We start from the raw sequence: 17,507 nt of genomic DNA, 5'->3' as shown, positions 1-17,507 counted from the left end.
GCGGATATTCTTAAAAATACTATTTAAGAATGTTTATATAACCAGAAAGAATTTTCTGACGGGACGTGGGGTTGCGCGTGGGTTTTACGTTCAACCACTGAAATTGAGGCGTGATGCAATCCAAAGGTGGGAGGGGGCTTGCTCCCGATAGCTGTGGGTCAGGCAAAGATTTTCTAACCTGATGCACCGCTATCGGGAGCAAGCCCCCTCCCACAGTTGAATGCATTTCAAATTTGGATGGGGGGTGCTCGGCTCCAGTCGATAGCGTCAGCCGGCATCGGCTTGCCAAACCAATACCCCTGGCCCATGTCGCACTCCTGGTCCAGCAGGAAGCGCGCCTGCTCCACCTGCTCGATGCCTTCGGCGTGCACCTGCATGCCCATGCTTTTGGCCAGGGCGATGACCACGCGCACGATGGCGGCGTCATCTTCATCCCACGGCAAGCCGGCGACGAAGCCTTGGTCGATCTTGAGTTTCTGCACCGGCAGGCGCTTGAGGCGCAACAGTGAGGAATAGCCGGTGCCGAAGTCGTCGATGGCCAGGCGCAGGCCCAGCTCGCGCAGGCGGTGCAATTGTTCGAGGGCCACTTCCGGGTCGTCCATCACTGCGCTTTCGGTGACTTCCAGCTCAAGGAACGCCGGGTCCAGGCCTGTGTCGTGGAGCACCTGCCCGACTTGTTCATAGAGTTCACGCCGGGCAAACAGACGGCTGGAGACGTTGATCGCGATAAATTCCAACGGCACGCCGTCCGCCAACCATTGGCACATCTGGCGGCAGGCCTGGTCCATCACCCAGGCATCGATGTCGGCGATCAAGCCGGTGCGCTCGGCGATGGGGATAAATTCACCCGGCGGCACCAGGCCGCGTTCCGGGTGCTGCCAGCGCACCAGCGCCTCGACGCCCACCAGGCGGCTGTCCTGCAGGTCGTGCACCGGCTGGTAATAGACGCGCAGTTCCTGTTGGTCGAGGGCGCGGCGCAATTCGTTGGCGATTTCCACCCGGTTCTGCGCGTGCGCCGTCAGTTCCTCGGTGTACAAAGCGTAGCCTTCACGCCCCGCACTCTTGGCCTTGAACAAGGCAGAATCAGCGTTGCGCAACAATTGTTCGGCACTCAGCGCATCGCTGGGGAACAGGCTGATGCCGATGCTGGCACTGATGAATAGCTGGTTGCCGTCAAAAATGAACGCGTCCTTCATGGCATCGAGCATGCGCTGCGCCAGGGCTGCGGCCTGCATCACCTGTGGACAACTTTCCGCCAATACGGCGAACTCATCGCCGCCCAGGCGGGCCAGGGTCACCCCTGGCCCGAACAGCCCCTTGAGACGCTCGGCCACCAGCTTGAGCAGTTGATCACCGACGTTGTGGCCCAGGCTGTCATTGATGATCTTGAAGTGGTCCAGGTCCATCAGCAGCAGCGCACAGCCACGTTTGTGCACCTGCGCCGAGGCCAGCGCCTGCTCGGCACGGTCGGTGAACAGCAGGCGGTTGGGCAGGTCGGTCAGCGGGTCGTGATGGGCCAGGTGCGCCAGCTCGTGTTCGGAATCCTTGATGGCGCTGATGTCCGAGAACACCGCCACATAGTGGCTGATATGGTCCTGGTCATCACGAATGACGCGGATGGTTTGCCACTGTGGGTAGATTTCGCCGCTTTTGCGCCGATTCCAGATTTCGCCGCTCCATTCGCCGCTGTGTTCGAGGGTTTGGAACATCTGTTGATAAAAATTCGACGAATGGCGCCCGGACTTGAACAGGCTGGGCGGCTGGCCCATGACGTCTTCGCGCCGGTAACCGGTGATCTCGATGAACGCGCGGTTGACGTGCACGATCAGGCCCCGGGCGTCGGTCACCAGCACGCCTTCGCGGGTGCAATCAAAGACCGCGGCGGCCTGTTGCAAGCGTTCACGGTTTTCCTTTAGGGGTTGTTGCAGCCGGTGGGCGCGGGCAAAACGCACGCCCATCAGGTAAATCGCCAGCGCGCTCAGGCCTGCCCAAACATAGCCGCGCAGCTGCAGCCAATGCGCCAACGCCTGGGGTTCATCGATAAAGTTGATTAATAGTTGGCGGCTAAGCTGGAGCCACAGAATGGAAATCAGCAGGTATACCAGCCCCGCACGTAGGGCTCCACGGTATGAAAACAGCATATGCTCAGTAATCCTTACCAAAAAACAGAATCGCCCTACGAAGGCTGAGGATTATAGAATAAGAAACATCCAGTCACTCCTATCTGAAAGGGCGGCTGGTTTTCTCTGTAGGCTTAGTGATAATGCGTGAGCTGTTCTTTACTTTATCTGAGGGCCATACAGCCTATGTGGTACAACGGTTTTCTTGACCTGTCAGCCTGGCAACTGGTGGCAGTCACGCTGTTGATGACCCACGTGACCATTATCGGGGTCACGGTCTATCTGCACCGTTATTCAGCCCATCGCTCGCTCGAGCTCAATGCCGGCCTGAAACACTTCTTCCGCTTCTGGCTGTGGTTGACCACGGCGCAGAACACCCGCGAGTGGACCGCCATCCACCGTAAGCACCATGCCAAATGCGAAACCGTCGATGACCCGCACAGCCCGGTGATCAAGGGCCTGTCCACCGTGCTGCGCAAAGGCGCCGAGCTGTACCGCGCCGAGGCGGAAAACCCCGAGACCCTGCGCATCTACGGCAAGAACTGCCCGGACGACTGGATCGAACGCAACCTCTACACGCCCTACCCGCTGCTGGGCGTGGCGATCATGGGCGTGATCGACGTGCTGCTGTTCGGCACCATCGGCATCACTATCTGGGCGATCCAGATGATGTGGATTCCGTTCTGGGCCGCCGGCGTGATCAACGGCCTGGGCCATGCCGTGGGCTATCGCAACTTCGAATGCCGCGACGCGGCGACCAACCTGGTGCCCTGGGGCATCATCGTGGGTGGTGAAGAGCTGCACAACAACCACCACACCTACCCCAACTCGGCCAAGCTGTCGGTGAAGAAGTGGGAATTCGACCTGGGCTGGGCCTGGATCAAGGTGTTCAGCTTCCTGCGCCTGGCCAAGGTGCAGCGCGTTGCGCCCATCGCCCACCGCGTTGAAGGCAAGGGTCACCTGGACATGGACACCGCCATGGCGATCCTCAACAACCGCTTCCAGATCATGGCCCAGTACCGCAAATTGGTGATCGGCCCGCTGGTCAAGCAGGAGCTGGAGAAGGTCGATCATTCGGTGCGCCACCAGTTCCACCGCGCCAAGCGCCTGCTGTCGCGGGAAACCAGCCTGCTGAACGATCGCCACCATGTGCGCATCCAGAGCATGCTGGAACACAGCCAAGCGCTGAGCGTGATCTACGAGAAGCGCCTGGCGCTGCAGCAGATCTGGCTCAAGACCAGCTCCAACGGCCACGACATGCTGGCGGCGATCAAGGAATGGGTACACGAAGCCGAGGCCAGCGGTATCCAATCCCTGCGCGATTTTGCGCACCAACTGAAGACCTATTCACTGCGCCCCGCAGCGGTCTGATGCTACCGCGGGAGGGCTCGCCCTCCCGCACACTGGCTTTCTGACGTCATTTTCCGGGCGCCGCCAATCGACCCCGATCACGGAACTTCACCGCAATTCCCCTCTCTCAAAGAACACTTCGCCATCATGGTGACCCCTTGTAGTGACCGCTGTTGCATCCTGCGGCGCGCCCAGAGAGAGTTGTTCCGATGGTTCACGAAAAGCCTTGCCTGCCCGATGTGTCCACTGACCAGCCACCGCGCCCAGCCGCGGCGTCGACGCTGTTGGCGCTCATGCATGCCCAGGGCGAGGTCGAGCGGCTGAGTGAGCGTGAGCAGCTGCTCAGCTCGCTGCTGGTGAGCGTGAATGCCGTGCTGTGGGCCATCGATTGGGAAACGCGCCGTGTGCTGTACGTCAGCCCGGCCTACGAGCGCATATTCGGCCGCAGCGCCGGTTTGCTGTTGGCCGATCATCGGGAATGGCGCAACAGCATTCACCCTGAAGACCTCGACTACGCCGAACACAGCCTGGCCCGCGTGCTGGAACAGGGCGCCGTGGAAGACCGCGAGTACCGCATCGTCACGGCCGACGGGCAAATTCGCTGGCTCAGCGACAAATGCTATATCAATCAGCATGCCGAGCCGGGCAAGCCGATGATCGTCGTGGGCATGGCGGAGGACATCACCGAAAAGAAGCACCTGGAGCTGGAACTGCATCGCCTGGCCACCACCGATGTGCTGACCCAGAGCAGCAACCGCCGGCACTTCTTCGAGCTTGCCAACCAGGCCTTTGACAGCGCCTGTGTGCAGGGCACGCCGTTGGCGTTTTTGTTGCTGGACATCGATGACTTCAAAGACATCAATGACACGTATGGCCACCTGGAAGGCGACCAGGTATTGCGCCGCATCGCCGAGAGCGGCAGAGGCGTGTTGCGCCGTGGCGACCTGTTCGGGCGCATCGGCGGCGAAGAATTTGCCGCCGTGCTACCCGGCTGCGCCCCGGAGATGGCCCTGCAGGTGGCCGAGCGGCTGGGCAAGGAAATCCAAAGGCTGAGCTTCAGCGTCGAAGGCCACGCATTTACCGTGACCGTCAGCCAGGGCCTGGCCAGCCTGCGCGAAGACGACTCGACGCTCGACAGCCTGTTCGGCCGCGCCGATGCGGCGATGTATGAGGCAAAGCGCCAGGGCAAAAACCGCGTAATCGCGGGTTAGTGCTGAACTGATCGTTCTCACGCTCCGCGTGGGAACGATCTTCAACAGTTTTATTCATGATGTGTACACGTATCGCTACCACGACGCCTATCCCTACGACTGCATTTTGCTCAGTTACACCTGGGAGGATGACGCGACCAAACTGGCCTCTTTTGACGACCAAACGCTGATCAACAAGTGCGTCATGGAACTGGACCGCATCCTGTTACGCAGCGCCAATATCAAAACGCCGATATCGCCCTACATCGATACAAAAAACGCCATCGTCCAACGCTGGATGACCGACAAGAGCGCGCTAGGGTGCGCCAAGCTCTATCGCGCCGGGACTTACTACGATGCCGTCAGTTTGATGCAGTACAACCGCGACTATGCCCATGTTTCCGGTCTGTACCTGGCCGGCGAATCGTTTTCGGTGGATGCAGGGTGGACCGAGCCTTGCCTGCGCGGCGCCATCGACGCGGTGATCAATCTCTGCAATACCACCCAAGCCACGTTCAACGGGGGGTTTACCCTGGATGAGTACCCACGCTACCAAGGCCAGCCATCGTTACAGCAGCTGCCTACGACTTAAGCTGAAACAGCCTACTGACGTATAAACAAAAAAGACCTCCTATTAAACACCCACCCGTCCCGGTGGGTTCATAACAATAAAAAGAGGTCTGCACCATGAACGAGTTCACGAGCCCAGTACGCGTCGCCGTTGTGCAATTTGATCCGCAAGTCGGCACCCACAATCGCACCTCCAATCTGGAAACCAGTCTTAGCCTTGCCCTGCAAGCGGTGAACAATGGCGCCAATCTGATTGTGCTGCCGGAATTGGCCAATACCGGTTATCTATTCAACAGTCGCGAGGATGCCTATCTCCATGCCGAGCCCGTTCCAGACGGTCCCAGCCTGCGGGCCTGGATGGATTTCGCCCAGCTCCACCAGGTGTATCTCGTGGCAGGCTTGGCTGAACGCGACGGCATGCAACTGTTCGACACCGCAGTACTGCTGGGCCCCGAGGGCCTGATTGGCAAATACCGCAAGGCTCACCTGTGGAACAAGGAAAAGCTCTGGTTCAGCCCCGGCAACCTTGGTTTCCCCGTGTTTGACACGCCCATAGGCCGCATAGGCTTACTGATCTGCTGGGACATCTGGTTCCCCGAAGTCCCACGCATCCTGACCCAGCAAGGCGCCGATATCATTTGCAGCCTGAATAACTGGGTGTGGACCCCACCGCCACTGTTCGACGAGGCAGGCAAATGCATGGCCTCGTACTTGACCATGACTGCCGCCCACGTCAACAACGTGTTCATTGCTGCGGCCAACCGCATCGGCGAGGAACAGGACGCGCGCTACCTTGGCTGTTCGTTGATTGCTGGCACCAACGGCTGGCCTATCGGCAAGGTCGCCTCACCCAACGAGCAAGCGATTATTTACGCCGACATCGACCTGTCTAGCGCCCGCAGCGCACCGATCTGGAACAGCCTCAACGACCTGCAACGAGATCGTCGGGGCGACCTGTATGACGCGATGCTCGGCTACCGCCTTCACCCGTGCCTGCCACGCTGATGGAGGTGCGATCATGGGTTTCATACCAACAAAAAAAGCATCATCAGACTCATCCGTTCGCCACCTTGTCATCCTGATCCTGGCCTCGCTCACCCTGGTAGTGTCGCTCACAGGGTTGTCAGTGGCTTACTCCACCTCGGCGCCGCAGCTCTGGCCAAGCTACAACGACATGATGGCCAGCCTGCCCACGCCGACCGCGTGGTTGCGCTGGGTGGTCGGCGATATCAGTGAGGTGGCCTTCTACAAACACGAGTTCGCGTCACTCGGCCTGCTGCTCGGTGGCGCTTTCGGTTACTGGACCAGTCGTCATGCTCAAGCCTGGCAAGGCTTCAGCATTGCCTACGGCACGGGGCTGTGGCCCTGGCTGGTGACCAGTTCGTTGCTGGGCCTGCTGCTGAGCAATGCGCTCTGGGGCTGGACCTTGACGGCGGGCTCCTGGCAACCCACCTTTGCCGCCTTTGTTTCGCTGCCGGCAGCCATGGTGCTGCTGTTTGGCGGGGGGTGGAAGGTCACGCTCAATGGCGCCTTGCTCGGCGCGCTTCTGGTGACGCCGAGCTGCCTGTTGCTGGTGAACTACCTGTGCATTCCGCTGGGTTTGCCGGTGGTGATTGGCAACGTATTGGGCATGGCTTTAGGCAGTGTGGTGGCGTTTTTACTATGCCGTGCACTGCCGGTGCTGGTCAGCCGGGCAGCTGAAACCCAGGCCAGCACAGCACCCGCCGCCGCCCAGAAAATACCCGATTACGGTATACGCTGGACGTTACGTCGGGTGCTGGCGGACTTTTCCGAAGCACCGTTCTTTGGCAATGAGTGGGCAAGCCTGGGTTTGCTCGCTGGAGTGTTGCTGGCCTACGCAATGAATCCGCTGAGCCCCGCTTATGGATCTGGATGGTTGCCACACCTGATTGCCGGTCAAGCGCTGACCTCACTCATCGGCATTATTGTGTGGCGTCGACAATGGCGTGAGCGGGGTTGGTACCCAACCTATGTGCCTCTGGTATCGGTAGTGCCCGCTGCCGTGTTGACCTATGGCGGCAACGCAGCAGTGATTGTAACCAGCGCGTTATTGGGGGCGTTGATCGCCCCGCCGCTGGCCTGCGCGATTGCCGGGCGCCTGCCGGGCTACCTGCACCCCTACATCGGCAACGTATTGTCTATGGCGATCAGTACGGTATTGATCGTGCCGTTGATCGGTGTTGTGATCGTTGATTAAGCCAACCAACGCCTGAAGGTGATTCACCCGGCACAAAAAACCCCGCCGAGGCGGGGTTTTTTATCGACACAACCCTGGGATTAAAGCTCTGAGAAGCACTCTTCGATGATCGCCAGGCCCTTGTCCAACTGCTCGTCCGGCGAGGTCAACGGCACCAGTACGCGCAACACGTTGCCGTAGGTACCGCACGACAGCAGGATCAGGCCCTTGTCACGCGCCTTGGCTACCACGGCTGCAACAGCGGCAGCGTTCGGCTTGTGGCTGTCGCCATCCTCGAACAGCTCCAAGGCAATCATCGCGCCCAGGGCGCGCACTTCGCCGATTACCGGGTATTTGGCCTGGATGGCCTTGAGGCCGGTCACCAGGCGCTCGCCGACGGCCTTGCAGCGGTCCAGCAGGTGCTCTTCTTCGAACACTTCCATTACCGCCAATGCAGCCGCGCAGGCAATCGGGCTGCCGGCATAGGTGCCGCCCAGGCCGCCTGGGGCGATGGCGTCCATGTATTCGGCCTTGCCGCACACACCGGCCAGCGGGAAGCCGCCAGCGATGGATTTGGCGAAGGTGGTCAGGTCGGCGGCAACGCCCATCTGCTCCATGGCGAAGAAGGTCCCGGTACGGCCGGCACCGGTTTGCACTTCGTCGGCGATCAGCAGGATGCCGTGCTTGTCGCACAGTTCGCGCAGGCGCTTCATAAAGGCTTTAGGCGCGACGTAGAAACCGCCTTCACCCTGCACCGGTTCGATGATGATCGCAGCGATATCACGCGGCTCGGCGTCGTTCTTGAAGATGCGTTCGATGCTGGCGATGGCGTCGTCGTCGCTCACACCGTGCAGTTCATTCGGGTACAGCGCGCGGAACACGCCGCCTGGCATCAGGCCCATGCCGGCCGAGTAAGGCACGACTTTGCCGGTCAGGCCCAGCGTCATCATGGTGCGACCATGGTAGGCGCCGGTGAAGGCGATCACACCAGCACGGCCCGTGGCGGCACGGGCGATCTTCACGGCGTTTTCCACCGCTTCGGAGCCGGTGGTGACCAGCAGGGTTTTCTTGGCGAAATCACCGGGCACCTTGGCCGCGACTTTTTCGCAGACTTCCACGTAGGGCTCGTAGGCCAGTACCTGGAAGCAGGTGTGCGTCAGCTTGTTCAACTGCTCGGTCACGGCCGCGATGATTTTCGGGTGTACGTGGCCGGTGTTCAGCACGGCGATACCGCCGGCGAAGTCGATGAACTCGCGACCTTCAACGTCGGTCACGGTGGCGTTCTTCGCGGATTCGGCGAAGATCGGGTGAATCTGGCCAACACCGCGCGGTACAGCGGCTTCGCGGCGTTTCATCAGGGATGCGTTGGTCTTGCTCATAAAGTCCTCATTCGCCACTCATCGGGTGGCGTTGTTCAAGGAATACGTGGCGGGGAGGCAACTACGGCAGCATGCGATGATCGACTGCCACAGCTTTCCCGGCCACTACGAATTACGGTGTGAAACACGCAAAGGGACAGCGCTCTCGTGCCCTCTGCGTTTGCTGCAATCGCCTGCCGGTCAGATGCCCAGGCAGAGGTATTTGATTTCCAGGTAGTCCTCGATCCCGTACTTGGACCCTTCACGGCCCAGGCCCGACGCCTTGATGCCGCCGAACGGCGCCACTTCGTTGGAGATCAACCCGGTGTTGACGCCGACCATGCCGTATTCCAGCGCTTCGGCCACACGGAACACACGCCCAAGGTCGCGCGCATAGAAGTACGACGCCAGGCCGAATTCGGTGTCGTTGGCCATCGCGATCACTTCGGCTTCATCTTTGAAGCGGAACAGCGGCGCCAGTGGGCCGAAGGTTTCTTCCTTGGCCACGGCGGCGTTTTTCGGCACGTCGGTGAGGATGGTCGGCTCGAAGAAGTTGCCTTCCATCACCTTGCCACCGGCCAGCAACTTGGCGCCTTTGCTCAGGGCGTCGGCGATGTGTTCCTGCACCTTGGCCACCGCTTTTTCATCGATCAGCGGGCCCGTGGTGGTGCCCTCTTCCAGACCGTTGCCGATCTTGAGCTTGGCCACGGCCACTTTGAGTTTTTCGGCAAACGCGTCGTACACCGAGTCCTGGATGTACAGGCGGTTGGCGCACACGCAGGTCTGGCCGTTGTTGCGGTACTTGGAGATGATCGCGCCTTCGACGGCCTTATCCAGGTCGGCGTCGTCGAACACGATGAACGGTGCGTTGCCGCCCAGCTCCAGGGAGACTTTCTTGATGTCCTTGGCGCATTCGGCCATCAGTTGGCGACCGATTTCGGTGGAACCGGTGAAGGACAATTTACGCACAGTCGGGTTGCTGGTCAGCTCGCCGCCGATGTCGCCGGCGCTGCCGGTGACCACGCTCAGCACGCCTTTAGGAATACCAGCGCGGTGTGCCAGCTCCACCAGGGCTAGGGCCGAGAACGGCGTTTGCGAAGCGGGCTTGATTACCATGGTGCAACCGGCGGCCAGGGCCGGGCCGGCTTTGCGGGTGATCATCGCCGCAGGGAAGTTCCAGGGTGTGATGGCCGCGGTCACGCCGATTGGCTGCTTGATCACGATCAGGCGCTTGTCGGGCTGGTGGCCGGGGATCACGTCGCCGTAGATGCGCTTGGCTTCTTCGGCGAACCACTCGATAAAGGAGGCGGCGTAGACGATTTCACCCTTGGCTTCGGCCAGCGGCTTGCCTTGTTCGAGGGTCATCAGGCGGCCGAGGTCGTCCTGGTTTTCGATCAGCAGTTCGAACCAGCGGCGCAGCTTGTTGGCGCGCTCCTTGGCGGTGAGGGCACGCCAGGCCGGCAGGGCCTTGTCGGCGGCTTCGATGGCGCGGCGGGTTTCCGCGGCGCCCATCTTTGGCACGGTGCCGAGAATTTCGCCCGTGGCCGGGTTGTTGACCTTGATGGTCTGACCATTGTCCGCATCGACCCAAGCGCCATCGATAAAGGCTTGCTGGCGGAACAACTGGGTGTCTTTAAGCTGCATGTCGGCTTTCCTTAACAGCACCGCGCGCACGCGGAGCGAATTAGAGTTGTTGAAAGGCGCCTTGTGGGCAATGTCGTTGTAGGAGCGAGCTTGCTCGCGAAAAATTCAAAGGCGCCGCGTAAAACCAGAAACGCGACGTCATCGTTAACGATTTTCGCGAGCAAGCTCGCTCCTACACCGCATCAGCCAGGGGCTGCCGTCAGGGAAATCAGTCCAGCACGCCAGGATAGGCGAAAGCGCGCGGGAGACAGAGCGTTTGAAATCTCAAACGAATCCTAGGATCAATGGGGGGAAGGGGCAATAGTCTGTTCGAAAAAAAGAACGTAAACGACGCATTTGGCCTAATTTTCGGATCAAACGACAACACCCCCGGCGCCTTGCGGCCACCGGGGGTGTCTGGGCCTTGCGGCTTAGGACTGGAACGATTTGAGGATGGTCAACAGGCTGGTCAGGTTGTCGGCCACACCGCCCTGGGCGACTTTTTCGGTGGCGGCGGCGCCAGCGGTGGTGTCGACGCTGTAGATCTGCATCACCCCCTGGTTGGTGGCGGCCTGGGCCAGGGTGTTTTGCTGTTGCTGGGCCGAGACCGAGTTCTGGAACAGGATCGCCGTGGCCTGGCCCATGGATTGGTAGATCGTGCTCATGGCCATCGCGGGCGATTCGGCAACGACCTTCACGTTGGTCTGGGTGACGGCGTCGGTGATTTGCGGGCTGACTGTGCTCATGGTTGAAACTCCTGGTTTTCGAAAGAACAACATCCGTTATGGCGCGGTGCTTAAGACTGGAACGACTTGAGCACGGTCAACAGGCTGGTGAGGTTATCCGACACGCCGCCCTGGGCGACTTTCTCGGTAGCGGCGGCGCCGGCGGTGGTGTCGACGCTGTAAATCTGCATCACGCCCTGGTTGGTGGCCGCCTGGGCCAGGGTGTTTTGCTGCTGCTGGGCCGATACCGCGTTCTGGAACAGAATCGCGGTGGCCTGCGCCATCGACTGGTAGATGGTGCTCATCGCCATCGCTGGCGATTCGGCCACCACTTTGACGTTGGTCTGGGTGACTGCGTCGGTAATTTGTTCGCTGACAAATGCCATGATCAATTTCCTTATTTAGTACACGGTGCATTCCGTGTTCATGAATGAACGTTACAAAACAGTGGCTGTGAAGCGCTGGTGCTCAGGGTTTTGCAGCGGGTTTCAACGCGGCTTCGATCTGCGTGATCAAGCCCTGGACCAATGCCTGCACTTCCTTGCGTTGAGCGTCCCGGTCCGGAGCCGCGCCGTCCAACACTTGGCGTAGCGCCGCGTCACGCTGCTCGGCGGCGGTCTTGAGCGCGTGCTCGTTGGCCTTCGATTGCTCAAGCACCTGGCTGGCGCGCTTGAGGGTTTCGTCGACGATGGCTTGGGGCGTTCCGGCGAAGATCTGCGGGTTGCGCAGCATCGACTCCAGTCGCTGGCGATCAACGGCGGACAGCACCGGTGGCTGCATTTCAATCTCCTGCGGCGATGGCTTAACGGCAACAGCGCCGCTAAAGCCGCACCTCAACGTTGTCCTGCCAGAAGCCCGAGAAATAGAAACAAGGCGAGGAATCACAGAAGGTCGCCAACTCCGCAGGCGTGATGGCGCTGGGCTGATGAGGGAAAATGGCAGGCGGTGGCGGCAGCAGGTTGGCCTGGTTGTAGAGGTTCCCCACTTCATAGCAGTTGGCCGCGAACTGCGAACAGAAGGAACCGCTGCCGATGTCGATGGACTCATTGATCCGCGTCACCAGGCTGGTGTCGGAGGTCCAGCGCCGGAAGGCCGAGATCATCGCGCTCCACACGCTGTAGCGGCCACGGATGTCACCGCCGATCTTGTCGAAGTAGAACTGCTTGGCAGCCACTGTCGCCGCCTCGCCCAGCTCGATGTCGGCACAGGAAAACACCATCGCCGAGCGTGGCGGTTTTTCCAGGGTCAGGTCGGTCAGGGCCAGGCCACTGCCGACACTTTCGATCACCAGCGTGTCGCTTACCGCAATGGCCGGATGCACCACGTTCAGGTAGGTCGTGTCCTGCGAGAACACCTTGGCCTTGACCAGTTGGCCGGCTTTGATGAACGCCCGCGTTGCGCTGTCGTCATCTTGTTTTACCGAAAAAATAATATCTCCAGGCTGCATGATGTCGCTCCTCATTCAAGAAAAGTTGCTTTCAAGTTGCTGTTGCACCGTTCCAGCAGAACGCTGGAACGCTGTGCTCGGTTCAGGCCGCTGGCGCGGCCCGGTTGGCCAGGGTGCTCGCGTACTTGGCGATGCTCTGGTCGATCTTGTCGATGGCCACGCTGGCCGCCTCGGCTTCCATCGCCCCGGCAGCGGCGGCCACAGCGGCAGCGGCGCCCACCAGCAGGTCGGTGGCCAGGGCGCCCAAGGCGTCTTCGGCGGCGCCCGGCAGGTTGTTTTTGACGATGTTCTCGGTCATTTGCTGGAGCAGCACGGCCTGGGCCGCCAGCGCAATCTTGCTGACTCCGTCGAAGTACCCCGCTGCCGCCTGCGCCACCAACCCGGCCGCCTGGCTGATCATCATGTCGGCCGGCACCGCGATCTGCGCCGGGGCATAGGCGAAGTTCTGCGAGTTGGTGAACTGCACCGCCTGCACGATCTGGCTGTTGAGGGCCGCCGTGCTGTCGGATGACGGCGCGCTCACCTGATTGAGCAAATGCTCGTTCATGCGCGCCATGACCGAGCGCGAGGCCGGGGCAGTAGGCGCCGGTGCAGGCGGGTCGGCGGCGGGCGTTGCTTGAGGGGCGGCAGGCTTCTTTTTGCTGAACCACGACATGATCGCTCTCCCCAGGCCTCAGCCCTTCTCGCCAATCTGCATGATCAGCGCCACGGCCTTGGAGATCACCGCATTGGAAATCTGGTTCATCGCCTGCTGGCTGTTGACCGCGTTCTGCAACGACAGGCCCGCCGCGCTGCTGGCCACCTGGTACAGCGACGCAATGGCCTGGGCCGGCGCTTCCGCCACCACCTTCACGTTGGTTTGGGTGACCGCGTCGGTGATCTGACTGTTGACCTCTGTCATACATCTCTCCTTGATGGCATTCACCCAGGGTTGGGCGTGAATAGTGGCGGCGGGACGCGCTCATACAACTAGAACGCTCCGCGCCAGGGTCTGTGAATCACACTCAGCGCAAGGCACTGCGCAGCAGCTGCACGCGCTTGCGCACCAGCGGCAGCTTCACCTGCAACTCGGCGGCAATCTGCGGATACGGCAGGTCGTCGACAAAGCGCATTTCGAACAAGCGCTGCTGCAACATCGGCAACCGCGCCACCTGCGCCTTGACCTGTTCCAGACGCTCATAGCATTCCACCCGCTCCAGCACCGAAGCGCAGGGCGCGGCAAGCGCGGCCAGGTGATCGTGCTCAAGATCCACCGAATCATCGAACAGCCGACCCTCGCGCTTGCTACGCCGTAGGCTGTCGAGAAACACATGATCGAGCACCAGAAACAGAAACCCCTGGGGGTCGCGAATACGCTCCGGCGAGCGCCGAAAAAACAACAGAGCCTTGATCGCCGTGGCCGACAGCCACTCCTGGCCCTGGTCCTGATTGCCCTTGGCCCGCCGCAAGGCGCGGCGCCTGAGCTCGCCATGCACGGCGCGCCAACTCGCTTCGAACAAGTGATCATCGGCGCCGCTACAGCCCTTGAACCCAATTGTCATCCCCATCGCCAGCACTCCTGTGCATCCTTGATGAAGGGCCAGTGTGGGAGGGCTCGACAGGGGTACGCTGTTACCTGGGGAACACCGCAACGATTAATTCACAGCAAACGCCTTGCGCCGCAAATGCTCCAGATCGTTGATCACCATGCGCTCCAGATTGCCGCTGATCACGCCAGTGCGGCGCCACAGTTGCAACTGCACATTGAGCTTGGGCCGGCTGGTGTTGAGCATCGACGCCAACACCCCCTGGCTCGCGGGCAACGACACACTGGGCATGGCCAGCGCCAGGTCGATATCGCTCATATTCGCCAACAGAAACCGCGCCAAACGCGACTCCAATCGATGCAGGCACACCAGCTCAAGCAACTCGATGGCGTGGAGCAAACGCACCATCATCAGCATCAGCAAACGCCGCAGGAACACCGGCTCCTCGAACAGCACGGCAAAATGGCGGCTGCCCAACTGCAACAAACGCGTCGGGCCACTGGCAAAGGTCGACGACTCGCGACCATGGTCCTTGATCAACGCCGTCTCCCCCACCACCTGCCCCGCCCCCGTACTGCCGATGATCTGCTCTCGACCGTCCGGCCCATGCACCACCGAATAAATCCGGCCTTCCACCACCAACGCAATGAACTCCAGCGTGTCGTCCTTGAAATACAACAACTCGCGATCATCCAATACGCGCTCCACCATGTGGGTGGCGACATAGCGCAAAAGCTGCTCCGGCATACCTCGAAACAAATCGGAGCGGGCAAGCAAGGTCTGTCTCAACGGGAGATCGAGCATCACGGTTCCTTTGGAATGCATGCGTTCACCTGGGGGAATGGCGGCGTGGAAGCGGTTCAAAGCCACAAGAGCAAAGCAAACAAAGGGACGTACAGCGCGGGGAGTTGTGAATAATGCTGGCAGTTAGCCATTTTTTGACCGGAAAGATCCGACAGCGACAGCCAAAACGCCGGAATGGACGCATCTGGTCGACATGGGTATGATGTCGCCCGCACAAGCATCCGTAGCTCAGCTGGATAGAGTACTGCCCTCCGAAGGCAGGGGTCGTGGGTTCGAATCCCGCCGGGTGCACCAGATACTGGTTTCGGACTGTTTTAGACAGTTTACGAAACACCTCAAAGAAGCCCGCCTTGTGCGGGCTTTTTTGTTTCTGGCTTTCCGTCGCTGTCTATCCCTATGACTTCCCGCCAGGGCCGCCATGAACCCGGCGCGCTACGCGTTGGCAACCACCCCTCAGCGATTGTCATCTCTGTGACGTTTGCAAGGCCCCAGCTGAACCCAGTCGGGCATGAGTCGGGCGGCGTCCACCTTTACGACTACAGCTCCGGTGGCAAGACCACCCACTTGCAGGTCGCCGCCTCGGTCTATGGCGGGCCGCGCCTGGTGCGTTCGTGGCGCTCGACAGATAACGCTCTGGAGTCCATCGCCGCTGCACACTCAGACGGCCTCCTCGTGCTGGCTGAAATAGGCATGTGCGATCCGCGCATTATCGGCGAGACGGTCTACATGCTCGGCAACGGCACCGGCTAGGCCCGGGCGAATGATCGAGGACGAGCGGGCCGACAGGTGCAGGAGTGGCGCTTGCTGTTTCTCTCGACCGGCGAGAAGACGTTGGCGCAGCACATGGCAGATGCAAACAAGGAGCTCAAAGCCGGTATGGAGGTACGCATGCTCGCCGTGCCAGCAAAGGCCTCGGCATGTTCGATGTGCTGAATGGTTTTGAGGACGCTGCCGCCCCCTCCGATGCGCTCAAGGCCCGAGTAGCGAATCCGGACGGCACAGCCGAGACCGCCGCACGGGTGTGTCTGCATGCGTCGCTAGCCGAGCGTGGCGGCGCCAGTAACTTCGAGGACGATGCGATTTTGGCGCGACTGAGGCAGGTCATTGAGCGCTTTGGAGAAAGCCGCTTTACCCGCTGGGAATCTGCAGCCGCCAAGATCGATGAGCACGGCCCACGCACGATTGACCGGCCGGGTTTTCGCAAGACCCTGGAACACGGCATGGGTGATGCCCTACACACCACCAATACCTACTACGTACTGCCTAAAGCGAGGAGGGCCGAGATCTTCAAGGGCACGAACATCAGCGCGGTGAACAAGGAGCTGCTGCAACGAGGCGTGTTGCAACCGGCCAGCGACGGCAAGGCATCGAGCCTGGTTCGGTTACCCGGTCTGGGACAGCAGCGCTGCTACATCTTGAAGACGATTCCAGGTACGGATGAGAGCAGCGACCGGGCTGCCTGAAAGCCTCTCTGACGATCGAGGTAGCGCTGGCTCAATCCCGGCCTCGCCAGGCGCTCAGCAAACCCAAACCCAAACCCAAACCCAAACCCAAATTTTAATGAACATGACACATGAACGAATTTCAAGCATCCACAGAACAACGTGAACTATTAACCGAGCTGAGCTGGAAAGCCGTAAAGCTACAGAGCTCGCACAGGATTTTTCGGATAACAGTGAAGCGACCGGGTGTTGCGTCAAGAAACAGCTGCTGCTGGGCGAGATCGAAAAACTGAAAGTCGAGAGGGAAAATACCTGAGTGAAGTCGAACAGATGTATATCGAGATCGCTCCGCTGGAGGCACCCCTAGAGAATGAGGAGACGCTGGATGCTGATCGACTTTACGAAACTCGCAAACAGTACAACACCCTGAAAATCCCTTACAACTCTCGAAAGCATCAGGCCGCCGTTGTTACTAATCAGATTAGCCGACATGAGCTCCTTAATCACGAGACATTGATGGCGGGCTACACCGAATCGATGGCGAACTGGAAAGCCGACAAGCAGGAGCTCAACGAAAAGCGGAGCAGCCTCAGTACCCGTTTGGAGCAGATCCAGAAGCAAGCGGCTGAGGACATGGCAAAAGCCCGACAGGCCGAAACAGATGCAGCTACCGCCTATGCTCAAGCTGTGGCGTGGGGCGACACCGAGGGCGAAAAGAACCCCAATGCTGAAGCGCAAAAGACTGCGAAAAACCTCACGACTGCAACCGAGCACAATCGTCGCAAGCGCTTGATCGTTGTAGCGCTGGAACAGGAAATGGTCATCGTCGACCTGCACATGGTTGAGGCTCAAAAAGAACACAATGCCATCGAACGGACAGCCATGCTCCTGGCACAGACGGTGTTGGAAGAACAGTGGAACGAAAAAGCGGAAGCGCTAATGGATGCAGGAGGCAAGCTGTGGGCTGTTGAAAAGATGCTGGGTGGCGATCAAATCAGCCTGAGGAGATTGGTGCTTCCAAAAGAAGGTGAAGGCTTCGACGCATGGGGCAGCCGTGAATTGTCGGAGCTCTCTCATAAGCACACCTTGCAAGACGTTCTTTCGTTGTAAAGCGCCAAGAGACATGAGACAGCCTACGTATGTGGGCTGTTTAAA

General features: G+C 60.1%; 16 protein-coding genes, 1 tRNA gene and 2 pseudogenes. 8 read left to right on the top strand and 11 right to left on the bottom strand.

What is annotated here, in order from left to right:
• Positions 1 to 227: 227 nt before the first annotated feature.
• Complete coding sequence (gene dibA / locus QF045_RS03990; protein WP_306491135.1) at positions 228 to 2,141, bottom strand: phosphodiesterase DibA; 1,914 nt, start codon at positions 2,139 to 2,141, stop codon at positions 228 to 230.
• Between the two features lie 165 nt (positions 2,142 to 2,306).
• Between dibA and desA the strand changes: the two genes are divergently transcribed.
• The 5 genes and pseudogenes from desA (at position 2,307) to QF045_RS03965 (ending at position 7,448) form a co-directional block, all read left to right on the top strand.
• Entirely contained in the window at positions 2,307 to 3,491 is a 1,185-nt protein-coding gene (gene desA / locus QF045_RS03985) for a delta-9 fatty acid desaturase DesA (RefSeq protein WP_306491134.1), read from the top strand.
• A gap of 188 nt (positions 3,492 to 3,679) precedes the next feature.
• Entirely contained in the window at positions 3,680 to 4,681 is a 1,002-nt protein-coding gene (locus QF045_RS03980; protein WP_306491133.1) for a sensor domain-containing diguanylate cyclase, read from the top strand.
• Positions 4,682 to 4,718: 37 nt separating this feature from the next.
• Positions 4,719 to 5,252, top strand: a pseudogene (locus tag QF045_RS03975) (FAD-dependent oxidoreductase); the annotation flags it as partial.
• 95 nt (positions 5,253 to 5,347) lie between these two features.
• On the top strand, positions 5,348 to 6,235 hold the full coding sequence (locus QF045_RS03970) for a nitrilase family protein (RefSeq protein WP_306491132.1): 888 nt from the start codon (positions 5,348 to 5,350) through the stop codon (positions 6,233 to 6,235).
• 13 nt (positions 6,236 to 6,248) lie between these two features.
• Positions 6,249 to 7,448, top strand: a complete 1,200-nt coding sequence (locus tag QF045_RS03965; protein WP_373424395.1) for a hypothetical protein — start codon at positions 6,249 to 6,251, stop codon at positions 7,446 to 7,448.
• 80 nt (positions 7,449 to 7,528) lie between these two features.
• On the opposite strand, the gene gabT is transcribed toward QF045_RS03965, so the two are convergent.
• From gabT to QF045_RS03915, 10 genes are all read right to left on the bottom strand, one after another.
• Positions 7,529 to 8,806 (bottom strand): 4-aminobutyrate--2-oxoglutarate transaminase, encoded by a 1,278-nt coding sequence (gene gabT, locus QF045_RS03960; RefSeq protein WP_306491131.1) that lies wholly within the window; start codon positions 8,804 to 8,806, stop codon positions 7,529 to 7,531.
• 180 nt (positions 8,807 to 8,986) lie between these two features.
• The gene (gabD, locus tag QF045_RS03955) at positions 8,987 to 10,429 is read right to left on the bottom strand and encodes an NADP-dependent succinate-semialdehyde dehydrogenase (RefSeq protein ID WP_306491130.1); all 1,443 of its coding nucleotides are present in this window, start codon (positions 10,427 to 10,429) and stop codon (positions 8,987 to 8,989) included.
• 410 nt (positions 10,430 to 10,839) lie between these two features.
• Positions 10,840 to 11,154 carry a RebB family R body protein gene (locus QF045_RS03950; protein ID WP_078731054.1) on the bottom strand — a complete coding sequence of 105 codons (315 nt, stop codon included), beginning with the start codon at positions 11,152 to 11,154 and terminating at the stop codon, positions 10,840 to 10,842.
• Positions 11,155 to 11,204: 50 nt separating this feature from the next.
• On the bottom strand, positions 11,205 to 11,519 hold the full coding sequence (locus QF045_RS03945) for a RebB family R body protein (protein WP_124384586.1): 315 nt from the start codon (positions 11,517 to 11,519) through the stop codon (positions 11,205 to 11,207).
• Between the two features lie 82 nt (positions 11,520 to 11,601).
• On the bottom strand, positions 11,602 to 11,913 hold the full coding sequence (locus tag QF045_RS03940; protein ID WP_306491129.1) for a hypothetical protein: 312 nt from the start codon (positions 11,911 to 11,913) through the stop codon (positions 11,602 to 11,604).
• A gap of 40 nt (positions 11,914 to 11,953) precedes the next feature.
• Positions 11,954 to 12,580 carry a hypothetical protein gene (locus QF045_RS03935; RefSeq protein ID WP_306491128.1) on the bottom strand — a complete coding sequence of 209 codons (627 nt, stop codon included), beginning with the start codon at positions 12,578 to 12,580 and terminating at the stop codon, positions 11,954 to 11,956.
• Between the two features lie 82 nt (positions 12,581 to 12,662).
• The gene (locus tag QF045_RS03930; RefSeq protein WP_306491127.1) at positions 12,663 to 13,235 is read right to left on the bottom strand and encodes a hypothetical protein; all 573 of its coding nucleotides are present in this window, start codon (positions 13,233 to 13,235) and stop codon (positions 12,663 to 12,665) included.
• An 18-nt stretch (positions 13,236 to 13,253) separates the two neighbouring features.
• Positions 13,254 to 13,481, bottom strand: coding sequence for a RebB family R body protein (locus tag QF045_RS03925; RefSeq protein ID WP_003187543.1), 228 nt, complete (start codon positions 13,479 to 13,481; stop codon positions 13,254 to 13,256).
• A gap of 103 nt (positions 13,482 to 13,584) precedes the next feature.
• Positions 13,585 to 14,127 (bottom strand): RNA polymerase sigma factor, encoded by a 543-nt coding sequence (locus QF045_RS03920; RefSeq protein WP_306491126.1) that lies wholly within the window; start codon positions 14,125 to 14,127, stop codon positions 13,585 to 13,587.
• An 87-nt stretch (positions 14,128 to 14,214) separates the two neighbouring features.
• Positions 14,215 to 14,931 carry a Crp/Fnr family transcriptional regulator gene (locus tag QF045_RS03915; RefSeq protein ID WP_306491125.1) on the bottom strand — a complete coding sequence of 239 codons (717 nt, stop codon included), beginning with the start codon at positions 14,929 to 14,931 and terminating at the stop codon, positions 14,215 to 14,217.
• A 196-nt stretch (positions 14,932 to 15,127) separates the two neighbouring features.
• On the opposite strand from QF045_RS03915, the gene QF045_RS03910 reads away from it, so the two are divergent.
• From QF045_RS03910 to QF045_RS03900, 3 genes and pseudogenes are all read left to right on the top strand, one after another.
• Positions 15,128 to 15,204: transfer RNA gene (locus tag QF045_RS03910), tRNA-Arg, on the top strand.
• A gap of 66 nt (positions 15,205 to 15,270) precedes the next feature.
• Positions 15,271 to 16,373: pseudogene (locus QF045_RS03905) on the top strand (DUF927 domain-containing protein); the annotation flags it as partial.
• 225 nt (positions 16,374 to 16,598) lie between these two features.
• Positions 16,599 to 17,462 (top strand): chromosome segregation protein SMC, encoded by an 864-nt coding sequence (locus QF045_RS03900; protein ID WP_306491124.1) that lies wholly within the window; start codon positions 16,599 to 16,601, stop codon positions 17,460 to 17,462.
• Positions 17,463 to 17,507 lie beyond the last annotated feature (45 nt).

It is taken from the genome of Pseudomonas sp. W4I3 (assembly GCF_030816195.1).
GTDB lineage: Bacteria > Pseudomonadota > Gammaproteobacteria > Pseudomonadales > Pseudomonadaceae > Aquipseudomonas.
The sequence above is the reverse complement of the archived record's forward strand: the minus strand, read 5'-3'. Positions and strand labels throughout refer to the sequence as shown.

Bases quoted from the DNA above. Each gene is read 5' to 3' on its own strand.
- dibA (WP_306491135.1), bottom strand. From the start codon at position 2,141: ATGCTGTTTTCATACCGTGGAGCCCTACGTGCGGGGCTGGTATACCTG.
- desA (WP_306491134.1), top strand. From the start codon at position 2,307: ATGTGGTACAACGGTTTTCTTGACCTGTCAGCCTGGCAACTGGTGGCA.
- QF045_RS03980 (WP_306491133.1), top strand. From the start codon at position 3,680: ATGGTTCACGAAAAGCCTTGCCTGCCCGATGTGTCCACTGACCAGCCA.
- QF045_RS03970 (WP_306491132.1), top strand. From the start codon at position 5,348: ATGAACGAGTTCACGAGCCCAGTACGCGTCGCCGTTGTGCAATTTGAT.
- QF045_RS03965 (WP_373424395.1), top strand. From the start codon at position 6,249: ATGGGTTTCATACCAACAAAAAAAGCATCATCAGACTCATCCGTTCGC.
- gabT (WP_306491131.1), bottom strand. From the start codon at position 8,806: ATGAGCAAGACCAACGCATCCCTGATGAAACGCCGCGAAGCCGCTGTA.
- gabD (WP_306491130.1), bottom strand. From the start codon at position 10,429: ATGCAGCTTAAAGACACCCAGTTGTTCCGCCAGCAAGCCTTTATCGAT.
- QF045_RS03950 (WP_078731054.1), bottom strand. From the start codon at position 11,154: ATGAGCACAGTCAGCCCGCAAATCACCGACGCCGTCACCCAGACCAAC.
- QF045_RS03945 (WP_124384586.1), bottom strand. From the start codon at position 11,519: ATGGCATTTGTCAGCGAACAAATTACCGACGCAGTCACCCAGACCAAC.
- QF045_RS03940 (WP_306491129.1), bottom strand. From the start codon at position 11,913: ATGCAGCCACCGGTGCTGTCCGCCGTTGATCGCCAGCGACTGGAGTCG.
- QF045_RS03935 (WP_306491128.1), bottom strand. From the start codon at position 12,580: ATGCAGCCTGGAGATATTATTTTTTCGGTAAAACAAGATGACGACAGC.
- QF045_RS03930 (WP_306491127.1), bottom strand. From the start codon at position 13,235: ATGTCGTGGTTCAGCAAAAAGAAGCCTGCCGCCCCTCAAGCAACGCCC.
- QF045_RS03925 (WP_003187543.1), bottom strand. From the start codon at position 13,481: ATGACAGAGGTCAACAGTCAGATCACCGACGCGGTCACCCAAACCAAC.
- QF045_RS03920 (WP_306491126.1), bottom strand. From the start codon at position 14,127: ATGGGGATGACAATTGGGTTCAAGGGCTGTAGCGGCGCCGATGATCAC.
- QF045_RS03915 (WP_306491125.1), bottom strand. From the start codon at position 14,931: ATGCATTCCAAAGGAACCGTGATGCTCGATCTCCCGTTGAGACAGACC.